Source organism: Lactobacillus sp. VURO6/B1 (VP7), from assembly GCF_058139575.1.
On the sequence record NZ_JBVOWJ010000006.1, the window covers coordinates 75,214 to 94,348 of the forward strand.

Annotated in this window: 18 protein-coding genes; 6 read left to right on the forward strand and 12 right to left on the reverse strand. The window is 34.9% G+C overall.

The genetic code is table 11. The features are described from left to right. Positions 1–58: 58 nt before the first annotated feature. The 3 genes from ACZ2M0_RS04500 to rpsO all read right to left on the reverse strand — a co-directional run bounded on the left by ACZ2M0_RS04500 (position 59) and on the right by rpsO (position 3,106). Positions 59–892 carry a tetratricopeptide repeat protein gene (locus tag ACZ2M0_RS04500; protein WP_490058713.1) on the reverse strand — a complete coding sequence of 278 codons (834 nt, stop codon included), beginning with the start codon at positions 890–892 and terminating at the stop codon, positions 59–61. Continuing rightward, entirely contained in the window at positions 892–2,676 is a 1,785-nt protein-coding gene (locus tag ACZ2M0_RS04505) for a ribonuclease J (RefSeq protein ID WP_490058673.1), read from the reverse strand. The genes ACZ2M0_RS04500 and ACZ2M0_RS04505 overlap by 1 nt, the downstream gene beginning before the upstream one ends. A gap of 160 nt (positions 2,677–2,836) precedes the next feature. After that, positions 2,837–3,106, reverse strand: coding sequence for a 30S ribosomal protein S15 (gene rpsO, locus ACZ2M0_RS04510; protein ID WP_034979304.1), 270 nt, complete (start codon positions 3,104–3,106; stop codon positions 2,837–2,839). A gap of 200 nt (positions 3,107–3,306) precedes the next feature. Between rpsO and rpsT the strand changes: the two genes are divergently transcribed. Beyond that, positions 3,307–3,558 carry a 30S ribosomal protein S20 gene (rpsT, locus tag ACZ2M0_RS04515; RefSeq protein ID WP_034979307.1) on the forward strand — a complete coding sequence of 84 codons (252 nt, stop codon included), beginning with the start codon at positions 3,307–3,309 and terminating at the stop codon, positions 3,556–3,558. 68 nt (positions 3,559–3,626) lie between these two features. Here the strand turns inward: rpsT and holA are convergent, their stop codons facing one another. The 9 genes from holA to typA all read right to left on the reverse strand — a co-directional run bounded on the left by holA (position 3,627) and on the right by typA (position 13,202). Further along, the gene (holA, locus tag ACZ2M0_RS04520) at positions 3,627–4,613 is read right to left on the reverse strand and encodes a DNA polymerase III subunit delta (protein ID WP_490058674.1); all 987 of its coding nucleotides are present in this window, start codon (positions 4,611–4,613) and stop codon (positions 3,627–3,629) included. After that, positions 4,610–6,898 carry a DNA internalization-related competence protein ComEC/Rec2 gene (locus tag ACZ2M0_RS04525; protein ID WP_490058675.1) on the reverse strand — a complete coding sequence of 763 codons (2,289 nt, stop codon included), beginning with the start codon at positions 6,896–6,898 and terminating at the stop codon, positions 4,610–4,612. The genes holA and ACZ2M0_RS04525 overlap by 4 nt, the downstream gene beginning before the upstream one ends. Further along, on the reverse strand, positions 6,867–7,592 hold the full coding sequence (locus ACZ2M0_RS04530) for a ComEA family DNA-binding protein (protein WP_490058676.1): 726 nt from the start codon (positions 7,590–7,592) through the stop codon (positions 6,867–6,869). Before ACZ2M0_RS04530 ends, ACZ2M0_RS04525 begins: the two co-directional genes overlap by 32 nt. A 67-nt stretch (positions 7,593–7,659) precedes the next feature. Beyond that, positions 7,660–8,706, reverse strand: a complete 1,047-nt coding sequence (locus ACZ2M0_RS04535) for a SepM family pheromone-processing serine protease (RefSeq protein ID WP_490058677.1) — start codon at positions 8,704–8,706, stop codon at positions 7,660–7,662. Next, a complete protein-coding gene (gene coaD / locus ACZ2M0_RS04540) occupies positions 8,699–9,193 on the reverse strand; it encodes a pantetheine-phosphate adenylyltransferase (protein WP_490058678.1) in 495 nt (164 codons plus the stop codon). The genes ACZ2M0_RS04535 and coaD overlap by 8 nt, the downstream gene beginning before the upstream one ends. Further along, positions 9,193–9,744 carry a 16S rRNA (guanine(966)-N(2))-methyltransferase RsmD gene (gene rsmD / locus ACZ2M0_RS04545; protein ID WP_490058679.1) on the reverse strand — a complete coding sequence of 184 codons (552 nt, stop codon included), beginning with the start codon at positions 9,742–9,744 and terminating at the stop codon, positions 9,193–9,195. The genes coaD and rsmD overlap by 1 nt, the downstream gene beginning before the upstream one ends. After that, a complete protein-coding gene (locus ACZ2M0_RS04550) occupies positions 9,741–10,082 on the reverse strand; it encodes a DUF2129 domain-containing protein (RefSeq protein WP_223901817.1) in 342 nt (113 codons plus the stop codon). Before ACZ2M0_RS04550 ends, rsmD begins: the two co-directional genes overlap by 4 nt. Continuing rightward, entirely contained in the window at positions 10,072–11,259 is a 1,188-nt protein-coding gene (locus ACZ2M0_RS04555) for an FtsW/RodA/SpoVE family cell cycle protein (RefSeq protein WP_223901818.1), read from the reverse strand. The genes ACZ2M0_RS04550 and ACZ2M0_RS04555 overlap by 11 nt, the downstream gene beginning before the upstream one ends. A 101-nt stretch (positions 11,260–11,360) precedes the next feature. Further along, complete coding sequence (gene typA / locus ACZ2M0_RS04560) at positions 11,361–13,202, reverse strand: translational GTPase TypA (protein WP_490058680.1); 1,842 nt, start codon at positions 13,200–13,202, stop codon at positions 11,361–11,363. A 254-nt stretch (positions 13,203–13,456) separates the two neighbouring features. Between typA and def the strand changes: the two genes are divergently transcribed. The 5 genes from def (at position 13,457) to ACZ2M0_RS04585 (ending at position 19,098) form a co-directional block, all read left to right on the forward strand. Further along, positions 13,457–14,011 (forward strand): peptide deformylase, encoded by a 555-nt coding sequence (gene def, locus ACZ2M0_RS04565; protein WP_046332038.1) that lies wholly within the window; start codon positions 13,457–13,459, stop codon positions 14,009–14,011. A 176-nt stretch (positions 14,012–14,187) separates the two neighbouring features. Further along, positions 14,188–14,412 carry a DNA-dependent RNA polymerase subunit epsilon gene (locus tag ACZ2M0_RS04570; protein ID WP_223901821.1) on the forward strand — a complete coding sequence of 75 codons (225 nt, stop codon included), beginning with the start codon at positions 14,188–14,190 and terminating at the stop codon, positions 14,410–14,412. Between the two features lie 5 nt (positions 14,413–14,417). Further along, entirely contained in the window at positions 14,418–16,097 is a 1,680-nt protein-coding gene (gene rnjA / locus ACZ2M0_RS04575; RefSeq protein WP_223901822.1) for a ribonuclease J1, read from the forward strand. A 44-nt stretch (positions 16,098–16,141) separates the two neighbouring features. Then, the gene (locus tag ACZ2M0_RS04580; protein ID WP_490058681.1) at positions 16,142–17,092 is read left to right on the forward strand and encodes a diacylglycerol/lipid kinase family protein; all 951 of its coding nucleotides are present in this window, start codon (positions 16,142–16,144) and stop codon (positions 17,090–17,092) included. Between the two features lie 236 nt (positions 17,093–17,328). Further along, the gene (locus ACZ2M0_RS04585; protein WP_490058682.1) at positions 17,329–19,098 is read left to right on the forward strand and encodes an oligopeptide ABC transporter substrate-binding protein; all 1,770 of its coding nucleotides are present in this window, start codon (positions 17,329–17,331) and stop codon (positions 19,096–19,098) included. Positions 19,099–19,135 lie beyond the last annotated feature (37 nt).

A 19,135-nucleotide genomic window follows, 5' to 3' on the forward strand; every position in this document is an offset into this window, starting at 1 on the left:
AAACGTCCTTTGCTATTATACTAAATACTTTGAAAAAGTAAAGGCATTTTATCCAATTTTATTCGGATATATTATTATCGATTTTCTCAAACAGCTTCTGATTACTTCTACCATCATGATTATCAATATAAGAAGCAATGTCACTGGCAAAACTGTCAGGATCATCAACATACTTATTTAGTTTAGGATAAAGACTCCCTAAAATCAAATTAACTTCGCCTAACACAGCCGGAAGTTGATTAGGCTTGTGGTAGTAACGTGAACCAATACCTGATACAACTTCTCGATACACGGGGTCCTTTTCAAGTAAATTTATTTTTTGAGGAATAAATTGCTCTTCCTGCCCTAATACCAGAACCCTAAATGTTTCCTGAAGTCCCAGTCGAAACAAATCTTCAATTAAAACCAGCCGAATTGCAAAGTTTAAACTGGGATCCAGCAACAAACTCTGAGCAAAATTTTTAAAATTTGGTAAATTTAACTTAAATAATTGTTCGTAATCAGATTTTGTTAGTTTAGCTTTTTGTTTAAAAGTAACCATTATTTTCTGTTGAGCTGTTGAATTAACTGGTTCTACCGAACATGGCAATTCATAGTCAGTAATATTTTTAACTTCTAAAGCTTCAATAAAAAAATTATTTTTTCTAAGAATTTTGCTATATTCAGCAAAAATTTTAGAATTAGTGAAAAGATCCTTTTCTTCTTTAATTAATTCATAAGCAGAATAACTCTGCTTGTTCTTAATATATAGCTCACATAAATTAAGAACAACCTCGTCGCTGTGACCATCCCTTAAAGCTTCTTCAAGATTTTGAATAGCCTGAACCATATCGCCACTTGCTTCATTTCTTTTTGCCAGATTAATTAAATTTTTTTGACTCAGTGATGTCATCATTGATCTTTCTTGATAATTCTTTGACCAGTCTTATTAACATCAACTGGGTGATGAGTTTCCTTTTTTGGCATATCATTTTTGCTATTTCTTTTTTGCATTGCTCGATGTCGGTTTTGGTTTACCTCCATTACTACTGGCAAAACTACTGGCCGCCTATTTGTTTTGCGATAAAGAAACTTTTCCAAATCATTGCGCACATCTTGCTTAATCTCTGTCCAGTCAAATTTTTTGTGCTCAAAATTATTATTAATTGTCTTTTTAATCAGCTCAATGCTGTCACGCATTAACTGCTGATTTGCCTTAATGTATACAAATCCTCTACTTGTAACCTGTGGTTGAGCAATAATTTTTTTCTTACGGCGATCAATTGTCACCACTGCAATAAAGATGCCATCATCAGATAGGACCTCGCGATCGCGTAAAACAATATTACCAACATCCCCGATGCCAGAGCCATCAATCATTGTGTCCTCTCCGGGAACAGGATCTGTCAAATAGAGTCGTTTTTGATTAAAGTCATAGCTTAAGCAATCACCATTTTTAGTAATAAAAATATCTTCTTTTTTGAGTCCTGCCCTGATTGCCAAATCTTTGTGAATTTCCAGTAATCGATATTCACCTATAACTGGAATTAAAAATTGTGGCTTTATAATGTCAATAAGCAGTTGTAAATCACGGCCCGTTGCATGTCCACTGGTATGTTTTGCTTTACCTAGTTGAATTACAGTACCACCAGCACGATAAACCATATCGCTAGTTTGAGCCACAACCGTTTCCACAGAATGAGAAGGCGTCGTCGCAATAAAAACTAGGTCTCCCTTGTGAATCGTAATCATACTGTGACGTTTTTTGGCCATCTTTTGTAAAGAATTTAAAGGCTCACCCATTTGACCGGTTTCAAGAATAACCGTTTTTTCATCAGGAGTTTCTTTTAAATCTTTAACACGCATCAACAAGCCTTTAGGAACATTCAAATAACCAAGATTCATGGCAGTACGGACTATTTTTGCCAAATCTCTGCCCGTCAGCAAAACGCGTCTGCCAGTTTTATGAGCGGCATTTAAGACTTCCTGAATTCTAATCAGATTAGATGCTTTGGCAGCGACGATTACTCTGCCCTTGGCATTCCGAAAAACATTTGTTACATAGTCCCCAATCTCCTGTTCGGCAACATTGGGCAAAGATGCTTCAGCATTTGAAGAGTCACTTAAAAGTGCTAAAACTTTCTTTTGTCCAATTTCTGCTAAGCGGTCTAAATCCGTACGGTACTTAGGGGCTGCAGAAGGATCAAACTTAAAATCTCCAGTATAAACAACTTCTCCTGCAGGAGTATGCACATCTATTCCTAGCGAATCTGGAATAGAATGAGTAGTCGGGAAAAATGATATATTAGCATTTTTAAAATCAATCTCTGTCTCAGCATCAATAACATGAAAAAGACTGTTTTTACAGCGCTTATTTTCCCGTTTAACTGTTATTTTTGCCAGTTCGATTGTGAGCTGTGACCCAAAAACTGGTATGTCATACTTTCTTAAAATATACGGCAAAGCTCCTATAGAGTCTGCATGTCCGTGTGTCAAAAAAATGCCGACCACCTGATCACCATATTGCTCAAAAAAGTCTAGATCCGGAATAACCAGATCAATTCCAAACAATGTGCTGTCAGGATATTTAAGACCTGCATCAAGAACAAAAATTTCATCATTAACTTGAACAGCGAACATGTCTTTTCCTTGTTCACGAACGCCGCTCAAAATCATAATTTTAACTTGATCAGTCATTATATTTCCTTTTCTTTAATTTGCTATTCAGTTGTTATTTATGGATCATGTGATCACAACGTAAAAAGTATCTTTTTTTATTCTAGCATAAAAAGGTATTTTGACAAAAATAAAAAAGCCGATTCCTAATTTGAACCAGCTTTTTTGACATTTCAATTAATTAACGACGCAAACCTAGCTTCTTGATTAATTCACGGTAACGATTAATATCCTTATTTTGTAAATAACGAAGTAAGTTACGACGGTGACCTATTTTCTTCAATAAACCAACATATGAATGATGATCATGTGAATGATTCCTCATATGTTCAGTCAGGTTATTGATATCTGTAGTCAAGATGGCTACTTGAACCTCAGTTGAACCTGTATCACCTTCGTGAGTCGCAAATTTTTGAATTATTTCATCTTTTTCTGCTTTTGAAATTGCCATATTATTTTCACCTTTCACTAGAATAATTGCCGCTAACAACGTTAACCGTCAGGTGTGAGCGCGCAAACAGCGTTAACGGTTCACAACAATAGTATAATACAGACAATTTTTTTAAAAAGCAAGTATTATTTATCTTGCATCTACAATTATCTTTCAGTATAATCTATAAAGTAGAATTACGATCAATGGAGGTGAAATTTATGCCACAAATCAAATCAGCTATTAAGCGTGTTAAGACTCAAGATGCTACAAGAAAGCGCAATGCTGCTCAAATGAATCAGTTGAGAACTGCAGTTAAAAAGTTCAAGACTGCTCAAGCTGCTGGTGCTGAAAACGCCTCCGAATTACACGTAGCTGCTGCTCGTGCATTAGATAAAGCTGCTTCTAAAGGTCTTATTCATAAGAATAAAGCTAACCGTGATAAGAGCCGTTTAGCAAAACTTGCAAAATAATGATCTTGCTTAATTAATAATCAAAAAGACAGAAATGAACTCATTTCTGTCTTTTTATTTACCAAAATTTATACACTGAGAATAAACAGCTTTAAAAAATTATTTTCATGGTATAGTCCGCTCTTATAATTAAAATCCAACTTAATTGCTTGTTCTAATAATTTTGCTACCTTGTCTAGTGATAATCTATTTTTAAGAGCTAACTTAACGCGATAAGGATGAACCCCCAAAGTTTGCACGATTTCAGCTTCACTGCGGCCTCTCTCATTAAGCACCTTAACAATCAAAATCATTTCCAGCTGATTTTCAAATACTGCAAGAATCTGTATTGGATTGTTGCCATTATGCAACTGATTACTTAATCTTACCAGAGCTTCCTGATAATTGTTACTTAACGCCGAATCCAGTATAGCAAAAATATTTTGCGCCAAAGATAAATCAACATTTTTTTCAACTAATTCAGTCGTAATTTTTCTATTGCTTACTACCATTTTCAGTTTATTGTAATTACTTAAAACAGTATCTAGTACTTGATCGCTACGTTCTAATAAAAGCTTTAAAGCAGAACTTGTAATTTGATACCCTTCCATAGAAATCATATTTCTGACAGTTTTACTCAATTCAAATGGTCTGATTTTAGTTTCCACCACATTGAAATTTTTGGTAATAAGCTTAGTTATTTTCTTTCGTCGATCAATTTTTTCATATGAGGCAACGATTACTAAAACATCATCTAGCTCCGCAATATTTGCCAAAACATTCTGCAATTTTGCAATTTGCTTTTGGAATTTTTTAGGTACTTTGGCAGTTAAAAAAAAGGGATTTTTGATCGTTATTATTTTTTTTTGACTAAAAAGGCTCGACTCAGTGAGATCAGCAATTAATTCATCTAATCCTTCTGAATCGCAATCAACAGTGACTTTTTCATATTCTGAGAATTTTGTTTCATGAATATATGAATCAGCAAGATATTCATTTAGGAAAGCGTCGTTGCCATTAATCAGGGTATGAGCAATTTTCGTATTAGAACCTTTAAATAAAGAAAGTAATGTCATTTTTTTGTCACCGGTAAAAATCTCTTAAATTTGGGCCTCGTAAAAGCACCATAAGTCCAAGTAATCATACCACAGTCTTGAGTTGATGCCCACGGAATATGTTGAGCCTGCAAAGTTTCAATTGTCTCTAGGTGAGGATGACCAAAACGATTCTTGCGACCAGCAGAAATAAAAACTCTCTCTGGATGTAGAGCTTTTAAGAATTCTTTATTTGAAGCAGTACGACTACCGTGATGACCTAGTTTAAAGTAATCTGCATGCAAATGATATTGACTTATAATTTCCAACTCTCCTTCTTGACCTAAATCTCCAGTAAAAAGCCACCTTTTACCTGCCAGTTTAAATGTTAGAGAAAGAGAATCTTCATTTTTACCTATGCCTGGCTTAAAAGGATAAACAGTCTGAAAAGATATTTGAGAGTCATTAACTTTATTCCCGGCTAACAATTGTCTAATTTGGCTTTTCTTGATTTTGCCAATGATCCTTTTTTGAAAAGAAGGATTTTGAATCAATCCTTGGGCTATATATAATTTTTTTACTTTGATTTGACTCAAAAGTGGTCTCAAATCACCTACATGGTCTGCATCTTGATGCGTAATAAATATCCCATTAATTTTGCTTATACCTTGAGCCTTCAAAAATGGCAGTGTAATTTTATTAACTTGGGGGTTTATTTTTTTGCCGTTAAAATTAAGTTTTCCGCCGACGTCTATTAAATAAACCTTTCTAAAAAATGGAGTAGAAATAAAAATACTGTCACCCTGACCAACATCAATAAAAGTCACCTGACCTTGAAGTGGAAAATGAATTGTTAAAAAAATTAGTCCGTATGTAAATAAAAGGCAGCCTATGATATTCTTTTTTGTTTTTTGATAGTCTGGCTTTTCATTTATCAAAATCAATATGACAGATGTCAACATTAATAAGAGCAGGCATTGCCACCAGTTTATTTTGCCAAATGTCAAAAGACCAATTTTGCTGTTAGAAATTTGTGCAATTATTTTTTCTCCTTGTTCAAGTATTCTTTCAAATAAAAAACTGCATTTTGGATTAATACCGAAGAATAACAAATTAAAAAAAGTTAAAGGCATCACGACCCAATTGAAATATGGCACAATTAATATATTAAAGAAAACGGTTAATAGATTAAATTGAAAAAAATAAAATAGAAGCAAGGACAATAAAAGGCTATTTAAAGAAAATGACTGCTTAAATTTAGTCATATGGTTAGTCATTTCCAAGCCCAAGGCTAAAATATAGCTTAAAATTGCACCAGTGTTCATCATCAAACGAGGATCAAAAATTAAGTGCAAAACAGCAGTAAGTCCAAGTAAATCACTCTTGTTAATTTGTAATTTGTTTATACTAAGTAGCTGACCCAAAATATAGGTCAAACTTGCTCGGATAAAGCCCACTTGACCATTACTGAGAAAAATTCCTATAAGTAAAATAATTAGGCAAAAAAGAAATGTCTCTTCTTGCGTTAATTTTAAAAAATAGCAACATGTACTGATTAGCAGAGTATAGATACCAACATGTAGACCAGAAATACTCAGAATATGAATTACACCAAGATCGCGATAATTATTTAGTATTGATTGAAATCTTTGACTGGGATTCTCACCTAATATCAGTTCGTTACTAAAAAAAGATAAGATTGGTGGCATTTTTTGCAAAAAAACTTTTAATTTGAACCGCAAATGATGTAAATAATTCCAGATGCCACGCTTTTCAATTTTAACTTTATAACTGGTTAATTTGACTTCTTGAGTAATATTTTTAGAGAGGTAGAACCTTTGCAAATCAAATTGTCCATAGTTAGAAGCTGGTTCAATTAGATTTACATCACCAGCTAAATTATAAAGTACAACTTTGTACCCTAATTTCAATTGTTTTATCTGGCTAGAATTTATTTTTCCAGAAACTTTTATTTTGCCGTCTGCTGCTTGGCCATCAACTGTGAACCAATCGTCAAAAATTTCAACTTGATCAGGATAAAAAGCTATTATTGATCTGGGACTGATTGTAAAGTTAGTTTGCTTTTTATCAATGTAAGTCACAAAAAGAGTTATGAAAAAAACAACCAAAGAAAACCATTTTAAAGAATTAAACTTGTAAAAAAGTAAATATGAAAGATAAAAAGCTATTAATAAACAGACTAGCTTTTCAATTAAGGTATTGCACTGATAATACAAGAAGCTTAAATCAACCAGTAATAAAGCTAATACAAGAAAAAAACCGGGTCTTAGGACATCAAACTTCCAATTGGTCTTTAAGGGCGACAAAAGTTTTTTCTCCAATTCCAGATACTTGTTTTAGTTCTTCTATGGATTTAAATTGACCGTTTTTTTGACGATAAGCAATAATTTGCTGTGCTTTTTTCTCTCCAATACCATTAAGCTGCTGTAATTGTGCTACATTTGCAGTATTAATATTTACTTTATTGCTGGCAGTCGTTTGGTCACCTTTGTTATCACTAATTTCAGCGGAAACCGTGCCAGTGGTATTAGATGAAACTGATTCCACCACTTGTTCTGCTTTAATTTTTTCGCCTTTATAAGGAATATGAATTTTATCCTGGTCTTTTAATATCAAAGCTCGATTAACCCTTTTCAATTGAGCATTGCTTTTAATACCTCCTGCTGCAGCAATCAGCTCATTTAATCTTGCGCCATTTTTAAGTGTGTATACTCCTTGATGATTAACGGCACCTGATATATCACAGGTGACACTTTTAGGCTTAGATGCAGCAATTCTTTCTGTTTTTGTTTCCCCTGAATTCGTTTTGTCTGGCAAATTGTCAGTATTGTCTTTTTTACTCTGCAAAAGCTCAGTATTTTCATCGTTAAAATCATTGATATTTTCATTAGAATCCGATTTTTTGACTTCAAACCAAAAAACAACCATTAAACATGCTAATCCAATAAAAAAATACGTTTTATGCTCATCAATAAAAGTTTTTATTCTTTCCCAATCCATTTTTTCAACTCCTATTTTTAAGTACGCAAAAAAGCCCAAAAAACATTTGGACTTTTTTTGATATTTATCAATAATTTTCTTGTAAATAACGAAGTGCATCTTCAAAGGTACGCACAGGAACAATTTTCATCTTGGTTCCAATTTGCTTGGCTGTCTTTTTAGCAAGCAAATAATTACTTGAACTTTTTTTCATCCCCGCTGTATCAACAGGTGCAAAAAAGACTTCAGCTCCAGCACGATCAGCAGCCACAACTTTTTTATCGACACCACCAATCATACCCACTTTTCCAGATGGACTAATTGTCCCAGTTCCAGCAATCTTATGGCCTTTTGCTAAGTGCTTGCCTGAAAAAACTTCATAACTGGTCAAAGTAAACATTAATCCGGCTGATGGTCCCCCTATTGCTCCGGCATTAATTGTAACTTTTGGCTTTGTCTCAACCTGTATATGTTCTACTAACTGTATTCCTATTCCAGGTTTACCTGTTCCTTCGACCTTAACAATTTTTCCTTTAAAATTGATTTTTTTCTGTTCCCGCAAGACATTAATTTCCGTTTTAGAGCCTATCCTTTTCTTTTGAAAATAATGGATCATTTCTTCTGTCGAGTGAAATTGATGGCCATCAGCACCTAAGACAGTATCTCCGACTTGCAATTTGCCTTTAAAACTTGAGCCTTTTTGCACCTGCATAACGTAAACACCTTGATAGTGGAGTTTTGGTTTTAGTCCCGCCTTTTTGGCCGCATAATAAATTGCATTTTGTTGACTAGTTTGCATATACCAATTTTGTAATTCTTGGTATTGACTACTGCTTGAATCACCTAATAACTCAGTTTTTGGTATACGACTAGCATGTTTTTGGGTAAAACTAAAAAGATATTCCCATACTGTTGCCGGTTGACTTGTTTCACTAACAGTCACTAAATAAAAATTACTTGGCGGCTTAGCCTTACTTTTTACAAATTGGCCAACTGAAACAGCACTGCCAGGCATTTCAATATAATAATTTGTTGGCCAGTTTAAGCCAATAAAAACGAGAAAAAAAGTCAGAATTATAAGTAACCATTTTCGGGTTTTTGAAAACTTCTTGTTCACTTTCTTTTCTTTATTCATGTTTGCTATAACCAATTTTTTCTTTCAATGCCTGTGCCGCTTTAGTCGGCAAGAAGCTCCCAAAATCACCATTAAACTGTGCAATTTCTTTTATAATACTGGACGCAACAAAGCTATTTTCCGGCTCAGTAAAAAGCAAAACGGTACTTATGTCACTTGCCATTTTTTTATTCATTTCCGCAATCTGCTGTTCAAATAAAAAGTCTGTGGTATTTCTTACGCCACGTACAATTGTATTTGCTCCTAAATCGCGTGCAACTTTAACAGTAAGCTGGTCAGGCTTTAGCAGCACTTGAACATTTTTTAGACCTTTAACGGCATCATTAATTAAATCTTTTCTTTCTTTATTTGTAAAAAGATATTTTTTAGCAGTATTGACCATTACCACTACGTATACTTTATCAAATATCGCAGCAGCCTGATTAATTATATCAACGTGACCGTTAGTGATGGGATCAAAACTCCCTGGAAATATTGCTACACTCATTAGTGTTCCTTTCGATAAAAACGAACGATGGTTTTACCCAGATGCTTTTCTTTAATTAGCTGAAAGCTACTGTTTGTTTTTAAAGCCGTTTGATCATCGGTTTCAGCCACTACTACTGCCCCGTTATTTAACAACTCCAGGTCAACCATTTTTGCCATATCTGCCGTAATTTTTTGTTTAGCATAAGGTGGATCTAAGAAGACAAGATCAAATTTCTGCTTGTCTTTGGCAAATTTAGCCAAAGCCGCGTTACTAGACATTTTATATACTGAAAAACGTTCAGGCTCCTTTGTTAAAGCAACGTTTTTACGAATAACGTTAACGGCCTGATAATTAATGTCAACTATAACTGCATAAGAACATCCCCGAGAAACAGCCTCAATTGCCAGAGCACCACTTCCACCATATAAATCTAAAACTGCTCCACCGTTAAAAAATTGACCTAACGAATTAAACAGAGATTCTTTAACCTTATCACTTGTTGGTCTTGTTCTTTGACTTTTAATAGTAAATAAATTGCGTTTGGCATACTTTCCGGAAATAATTCTCATAATAGTTGTTCTGTATCTTCCTGACGTTCTTGTAAAGTTTTTTCGGCTTCTTTTGCTAATTCTGCAATTTGCTTTTCAATATGATCGCTTGAGAGATCAATTTGATTCCAATTTGATTTTTCTACTTTTTCAACAAAATCAAGTGAATTCAGGTCACGGCAAACTTGTTCAATCTCTTTTTTATTGACATACAAAATACAATAAGCAAATTTTTTAGAAAAATAAACAATATCACCATATCGTCTCAATTTATATTGATCACTAATTGAATTCAAATAAACAATAAGACTTTGTCTTTGAATAATATTTTTATTAGCTAAATCTTCTTCAACGCCCATTTGCAAACCTTTCCTCATTTTTAATTCGCTCGTTTGCTGAAATATTTAACACAATTCCGATAGCAGCTGACAAAATTATTAAAGACGATCCTCCATAAGAAATGAACGGTAACGTGACCCCGGTAATGGGTAATAAACCGAGTACAGCACCCACATTAAAAACAGTCTGGGTAAAAATAATTGTTGTTACTCCAAAGCATACTAAAGCATTAAATTGTGAACTCGCATGAATACCAACTTCCATAATACTCCAAATTAAATAAAAAATTAGTCCAATTACTAAGAGTGCACCGATGACACCAATTTCTTCTGCAATCACTGCTAAAATGAAGTCTGTATAAGGCTCGGGCAGATACCCTCTTTTTTGCATGCTATTACCCAGACCTACACCAAATAAACCGCCATTATGAATAGCATAGTATGAGTTAACCAGTTGTGCCCCTCCTTTTTGCTCCAGTTCAAATGGGTGAAGAAAAGAAAGAAAACGACGATACTGGTACTTATTTTGTAGAAATTCAGGATTCCATTTGATAATCAGGAAAACAAGCAGGTAAACTCCGACCGCAATGCCAATAAGACATAAAACTGCATTCTTAGCGGGAACACCAGAAACTGAGAACATGACGATGACAATCATTGCCAAAATAGCGGTACCGCCAAAATCAGGCTCAAGGATAACCAAAAACATCATAAAAGCAGCTAAAATTGCAGGTCTTGATAAGTTTTGAATAATTTGCCCTTTGTTAAAAGAACCATCATGACGATCTAAAAAATAAGCTAAATAAATTATCAAGGATAATTTGGCAATTTCCAGAGGTTGAATCTTAATTATTTTTAAATCAATCCAACCGACAGAACCATTGACTGCAGCAGCAGACCCTTTAAAAATTTTCAAGCAAATCAAATAAAAAAGTAATAAAATGCTGATTCCGAGAAACCAAATGACAAACTTCCGACTCTTGAAAATATTAAGTTTTAAAAAAAAGCAGAGAGCACAAAAAACAAAAACCGCAAAAAAAGCATACATGGCTTGGCGTATACCGTAAAATGCCGGATTAAACCCATTCACAAGCAAAATATCCGAGCTAGCGGAATAGACCATCACTATTCCAAAGACCACTAACAAGATATAGGGCAAGAAAATATTGTAATTTAAATGGTGAAGTTTTTGCCGCACAAGCCGACCTCTCCTTCTGTAATAAATTAACCTTTATTATAAGCATTATAAAACAAAAAGAGCACCACTTCATCAGTGAGTGCCCTTCTTAAAAAAATTATTTACTTCTTATTACGTCTCTTATCGGCTTTTTGTCTCTCAGAAGTGTTCAGAATTTTCTTTCTTAACCTGATTGAATCTGGTGTTACCTCACAATATTCATCATCATTTAAGAACTCAATGGCTTCTTCAAGCGTTAAAGTTTTAGGAGTTCTAATAGCTGCAGCATGATCCTTCCCCGCAGCACGAGTGTTAGTCAAGTTTTTACCTTTGATAACATTAACTGCGATATCACGATCACGAGAGGATTGACCGACAATCATTCCTTCATAAACTTCAACTCCGGCTCCAATAAACAATTCACCACGTTGCTCAACAGTTTGCAAAGAATATGTGGTTGATTTACCCTGGCTAATGGAAACTAAAGCACCATTTTGACGACCAGGTTCCCAGTTCTTAACAACAGGTTTATATGAATCAAAACTATGGTTCATAATGCCGTAGCCACCAGTTTGAGACATAAATTCATTATTATAGCCAATTAATCCCCGAGAAGGAACTAGGAAGTCAAGCCGAGTTTGATTGTTACCTGTGGATGCCATATTCTTCATTTCTCCTTTTCTCTGAGAAAGTGAGTCAATGACTGAACCAACGTATTCGTCAGGCGTATCCACTTGAACAGCTTCAAATGGCTCACACATTTTACCATCAATTTCACGGTAGATAACCTTTGGTCTTGATAATTGCAATTCAAAACCTTCACGCCGCATTTCTTCAACCAAAATTGAAAGGTGCAATTCACCACGACCTGAAACAGTCCACGCGTTTAATTGGTCGGTTGGATCTACTTTCAAAGAAACATCGGTTCTGGTTTGCTTAATTAAACGATCTTCCAACTTTTTTGGAGTAACTTTGTCACCTTCGCGACCAGCAAAAGGTGAATCATTAGCTACAAAATCCATTTGCAGTGTAGGTGGATCAATCTTTAGAAGAGGCAAAGCTTCAGGATTTTCGGCTGAAGCAATAGTTTCACCAACAAAAATATCGTTAATACCACTAATGGCAATAATATCACCTGCTTTAGCTTCAGTAATCTCGTTACGCTTTAAGCCAAAGAAACCGAAAAGTTTGGTAACTCTAAAGTTCTGGGTAGAACCGTCACGCTTCATCACAGTAATATTATCGCCAACTTTAACTCGCCCGCGATAGATACGGCCAACACCTATACGACCAACGTAATCATCCCAGTCAAGCATTGTAATTTGGAATTGCAAAGGTTCATCTGTATTATCAATTGGTGCAGGAATTGATTTAATAATCGTGTCAAAAATAGGATTCATAGTTTCTTCTTGTTTTGACGGATCAGGATCATAAGAGGAGGTACCATTTAAAGCAGATGCATAAACTACTGGGAAGTCAAGCTGCTCATCGTTTGCTCCTAATTCAATAAATAATTCCAGCACTTCGTCAAGAACTTCTTTAGGACGAGCACCAGGACGGTCAATCTTGTTGATAACGACAATTGGCTTAACTCCTGCTTCTAATGCCTTTTTAAGTACGAAACGAGTTTGCGGCATAGTGCCTTCATAAGCATCAACCAATAATAAAGCACCGTCGACCATATGCATGATTCTTTCGACTTCGCCACCGAAATCGGCGTGTCCCGGAGTATCCAAAATATTAATGGTTGTATCACCATATTTAACCGCAGTGTTTTTAGATAAAATAGTTATACCACGTTCACGCTCAATATCATTTGAATCCATCGCACGATCTTCCAAAGCCATATGTTCAGGGAGAGTGTCGGATTGTTTCAACAATTGGTTAACCAGAGTAGTTTTACCATGGTCAACGTGCGCTATGATAGCTATATTCCTAATATCGTTTCTTCTTTTTTCTGACAAAAGTATTCCTCCTCCACTCCTCAATAAAAAAACTGTGACGTGGTCACAGTTTCGGCGGCACGTCAAAAACATGCTGATCGAAGTGTTTCATATCTGTATATTTACGCTCATTGATTTTACCACCTAACAGTTTAAGGGTCAACGTTTATCCCTCTTTTTCAAATTAAAAATTTAGTATAGAATAAAAAGCAGACAAATTAGTTTATTTTATGTTACAAATATAAATATAAACTTTTATGAAAGAGTGAATGTAATTGATTTTAATGAAAGATATTACCCGTGACGGTAACCCAGTATTGCGCAAAGTAGCTAAACCATTAACTTTTCCTTTAAGCGAACATTATCAAAATTTGGCTAAAGAAATGATGGAATATCTAGTTAACTCGCAAGATCCTAAAATTGCAGAAAAGCACCAATTGCGGGCCGGTGTGGGGTTAGCTGCACCACAGGTTGGCGAAAGCGTTCAAATGGCCTCATTATTGGTTCCAAATGACAAAGGCGACATTGTCTTTAAGGAAACTTTTGTTAATCCTGAAATTTTATCTGAATCAGTCAAACAAGCTTGCCTCAGTGAAGGCGAAGGATGCTTGAGCGTTGATAAAGTAATTGATGGCTACGTGCCACGACCTGACAAATTAAAAATTCATTACTATACTGTCTCTGGTGAAGAAAAGACCATTCGTTTAAAAGACTACCCCGCTATTGTTGCATCCCATGAAATTGAACATTTACGAGGACATCTTTTTTATGATCGTATTAATAAGCAGAACCCATTTAAATTAGATGAAGATACAGTAATAATTTATTAATTTTATTAAAAAAGATTTTAGCCGTCATTTATTGTGTTGACGGTTTTTTTAAATATAGCTGGCAAAACTTGATTCTATACTTGTTTTTGCATGTATGGTAGAATTTTACTAGCTATGGGATGCTTTATGTTATCCAAAATTAGAACATTTATTAACTGAATAAGGAGAATACAAATATGATCTACAAAGTTTTGTATCAAAAAGACAAGGTTGTCAATCCTAGACGGGAAACAACCCAAACTCTTTATCTTGAGGCCGACAACATGGTGGCCGCAAGAACAATGGTTGAGGAAAATACCCCCTATAATATTGAACTCATCCAAGAATTGGCTGGCAATTCGCTAACTTACGAAAAAGAACATGCCGATTTTAAATTAGCCACTTTTGAGAGTAAGAAGTAGTCTCTGTGCGTATTAAAAATAATGAAGTTGCTGTAGTTGCAATCGGGGGGTTGCACGAAATTGGCAAAAATATGTACTGTGTACAATACCAAGATGAAATCATCATTATGGATTGTGGCATTAAGTTTCCAGAAGATGATCTTCTTGGTATTAATTATGTGATTTCAGATTATTCTTATTTAATAAAAAACCGCAAAAAAATTAAAGCTCTAGTTGTTAGTCACGGGCACGAAGACCACATTGGCGGGATCCCCTTCTTACTAGAAAAGATCCCGGAAATTCCAGTTTACGCCACCCCATTTGCTTTAGCTTTAATTAAGGGTAAGCTTGAGGAACATGGTATTTTAAGAACTACTGAGCTTCATGAAGAACATGAAGATACTGTACTAAAATTCAAGAAATTGACGGTAACCTTTTTCAGAACTACTCACTCTATTCCTGATACATTAGGTATTGCTGTTCATACACCACTAGGTGCAGTCGTATTTACTGGTGATTTTAAATTTGATTTAACTCCAGTTATGAATCAACCAGCCCCTAATTTCCAGAGAATAGCAAAATTGGGCAACGATGGTGTTTTAGCTTTACTATCTGATTCAACCAATGCTGAAGTCAGCCAGTTTACTAAGTCTGAACGGTTCGTTGCTAAATCTTTACACGACATTATTACTGGAATACACGGAAGAATAATTTTTGCTACTTTTGCATCTAACTTATACCGTGTTTCAACTGCTATTGAAGCAGCTATTGACACTGGAAGAAAAGTTGCCATTTTTGGTCGTAGTATGGAAAATGGTGTGCAAAACGGGATTGATTTAGGTTATCTCAATGTTCCTGATGGTTTGATTGTGGATGCTAACGAAATTAACCATACGCCAGCAGAACAAGTAATGATTTTATGTACCGGTTCTCAAGGTGAACCATTAGCCGCCCTTTCTCGCATTGCCAACGGAACGCACCGACAAATTAGTTTACAGCCAGGCGATACAGTAATCTTTTCATCGAACCCAATTCCTGGAAATACTTTAAGCGTTAACCACTTAATCAACAAGTTAATGGAAGGCGGCGCGAATGTTGTCCATGGCAGAATAAATAACGTCCATACATCTGGACATGGTGGTCAGGAAGAACTTAAAATGATGGTTCGTTTGACCAAACCCAAGTACATGATCCCTGTTCACGGCGAATACCGGATGCAAGTAATTCATACTGAATTAGCACAAGCAGCCGGTGTTCCTGCTGAAAATACTTTTGTCCTTGAAAATGGTGAAGTAGTTTGTTTTGGTCCTGAAGGTTCAAGAATAGCTGGTCACATTCCAGCTGGTGATGTCTATGTTGACACTTCAGGTACTGCTGATGTTGGTAACGTAGTAGTTCATGACCGTCAAGTCTTGTCTGAAGATGGTTTAGTTGTTGTAGTGGCAACGGTTGATTACAAACACAAACGAGTTTTGGCTGGCCCAGATGTTTTAAGTCGGGGATTTGTCTATATGCGGGAATCAACCGAATTAATTAATCAGGCCCAAAAACACATTTATCACGTTATCAAATCTGAGATGGACAAGGTAGAGCATCCTAAAGATAGTGTAATCCGTCATGCAATAGTTGATAATCTTTCAGACTTTTTATATTCAAAAACCAAAAGACGGCCAATGATCTTACCAATGTTAGTTGAGAAAAAATAGTAAAAACCCGTTTAGAAGGGTTTTTATGTAATGAATGAAATTATATGGATAATAAATTAAAAATACATCTTTTAGTCAATGAAGTAGCTGGTAACGGTCGTGCTAAAAAAGTGCTTGAGCAGACAACTTCTTTGTTAATCAACCAAAACGTTAACTTTGACCTGCAAATAAGTAATTACGCTGGTGAAGCTATTCGTCTCGCCCAACATTATGGCAATCAACACCATTTGCCAAACGAAATTTTATTAGTGATTGGTGGCGATGGCTCACTAAATGAAGTTTTAAATGGGATTAAACGTTCAGATAATCCTAGTACTCCTATTGCATACTTGCCAGCAGGAACTGGCAATGATTTTGCCCGTGCCGCTGATCTGACCGCTGATCCTAAAGTGTTACTAGATCACTTTAAGAAAAATTTTGAACCAGACGAGATCGACTGTGGCTCATTTACCCTTCCCAAAATAACAGCAGAACAAAAATATTATTTTGCTAATAGTTTTGGGATTGGTTTTGATGCTTTTGTTAATCATAATAGCAATATTTCCAAGCTTAAAAAGCTATTAAATCATCTTAGCGAGGGAAAATTTATTTACGGCCTTAACGTTGTTGCGAGTGTGACTAAACAGAATACTTTCGGAGTCGAAATTGAACGAAATGGTCAAAAAATATACTTTGATGATGCTTTTATGGTTACTACAACAAATCATCCGTTTTTAGGTGGTGGCCTTCCCCTCTTGCCCAGTGCCAAAATTGATAGTCACAAAATTGACACTGTTATAGTAGAAAAATTTAGTTTGGGTAAACTAGTAAAGTTATTTATTAACCTACTAAAAGATGGCTCACACGTTAATGATCCACAATTTCATTATTTTGAAGCTGACAAAATTAGGGTTACTACCATGAAAAAAGAATACGCCCAAGTAGACGGAGAAGAAATTAAACCAAACCTTTTTAATATTGAGTTTTCTGTCTCAAGCTTTAAGCTTTTACGCTAATAAAAATAATTAAAAATTTATTATAATAATTTAACCAACCAAGCAGAAGATGGCTTGGTTTTTTTTATATCTGAATCACATAATTAATTTACTTTTTTCGTTAAAGCAGATAAATTATATTAAAATAATTAGCTAAAAGTTAATTTTAATTTATTACATTTAAAATATAATTTTAATGTGATATTATGGGAATTGTTACATCATTATAAATTAGTACTCATAAGGGATGAAGAATCATGAAAAAAAGCAATGTTTTAAACTCTATTGGTATTTTAGTGGCTACAACTCTAACTCTTACGGCATGTGGTAAAAGTAACAGTAATCAGGAAAATAATGCAAAAGAAGCAAGCAAATTTCCTGCAAAAATGCCTGATAAGCCAACCCGACAGGGTGGGACGGTTAGAGTAGCTCTGCAGACCGATACACCTTTTACAGGTATCTTTTCTGATCAATTACAAGTAACTGCAACTGATGCTGATCTTTCCTCCCCTGGATCTGAATCCTTATTTGATACAGATGACAACTATCGTTTCACTAATAAGGGACCTGCAACTTTGAAAATCAATCAAAAGAATAAAACTATTACAATCGAAGTTAAAAAAGGAGTTAGGTGGTCAGATGGTCAGCAGGTAACGGCTAAGGATGTAGAATATCCCTATGAAATATTATCTAATAAAGGCACTGATTCTCAAAGATATTCCAGCCAGTTTGAACTTATTAAAGGCCTAAAAGAATATCATGAAGGAAAAGCTAAGTCTATTTCAGGTATTGAAATGCCTGATGGCGCAAATGGCAGAAGAGTTATTTTACATTTTAAGCAATTAAAACCAGGGATGTACAATAGTGGAAATGGCTATTTTTCAGAATATACTGCTCCTTATCATTACCTAAAAGACGTCCCTTTTAGCAAATTACAATCATCTGATAAAATCAGGAAAAAGCCATTATATTTTGGCGCCTATAAGTTAGAAAAACTAGTTCGTGGTCAATCAGCTATTTGGGTACCAAATAAATATTATTGGCGTGGTATGCCAAAGCTGGATAAAATTATTTATCAAGTGGTTTCGCCCAACTCATCATCGCAGTCAATAAAGAGTCATAAATTCGACGTCATTAATGTTGTAAATTCCCAATGGGATGAAGTGAAGCATACTAAAAAAGTTAAGTTTATTGCAGAAATCCCTCTTTCATACTGGTTTATTGGTTTTAAATTAGGTAAATGGGATGCCAAACATAATAAAAGTATTATGAATCATAATAGCAAGATGAACAATAAATCGTTGCGTAAAGCCATTGGTTATGCCATGAATGTTGATGAAGTCACTAAACATTACACCCACGGCCTAACTTTTCATATAACCACATTAATTCCTCCTCAATTTGGTGACTATTTCAATAAAAATATTAAGGGTTATGACTATAATTTAAAAAAGGCTAACGATATTCTTGATAAAGCCGGATATAAAAAGAAGGGTAAATGGCGTGTTCAACCCAACGGCAAACCTTTAAAAATTACATTTATGGCCAAAGCTGGTGATGCAACACAAGGGCCAATTATACAGAACTATATTCAACAATGGCATAAAATAGGACTAAATGTTAATTTATTGAATGGTCGATTGACTGAAACAAATTCATTTTACGACAAGCTTAACAAGGATGATCCGCAAGTCGATATGTTTGAAACAGGATGGTATATGTCCACAGAACCATCACAAGATGGTATGTATGGTGATAGCACCGCAGCCAACTACGATCGTTTCGTGACACCGGAAAATACTAAATTAGTTAAAGAAATGGATTCGCAAAAAGCTTTTGATCATAAATACCGTGTGAAGGTCTTTCATGATTGGCAAAAGTATATCTTTGATCAAGCTTACATGATTCCAACAGTCAACTCTTATAAGATCAGAGCAATCAATAATCGTATTTCAGGTTATTCTCTTAAACCATCTGAAAACAACAATGGACATGTTCTCTGGTACAAAGTAGGATTCGTTAAATAATTATAAAAAGGATAATAAATAACTTCATGGTGAAGTT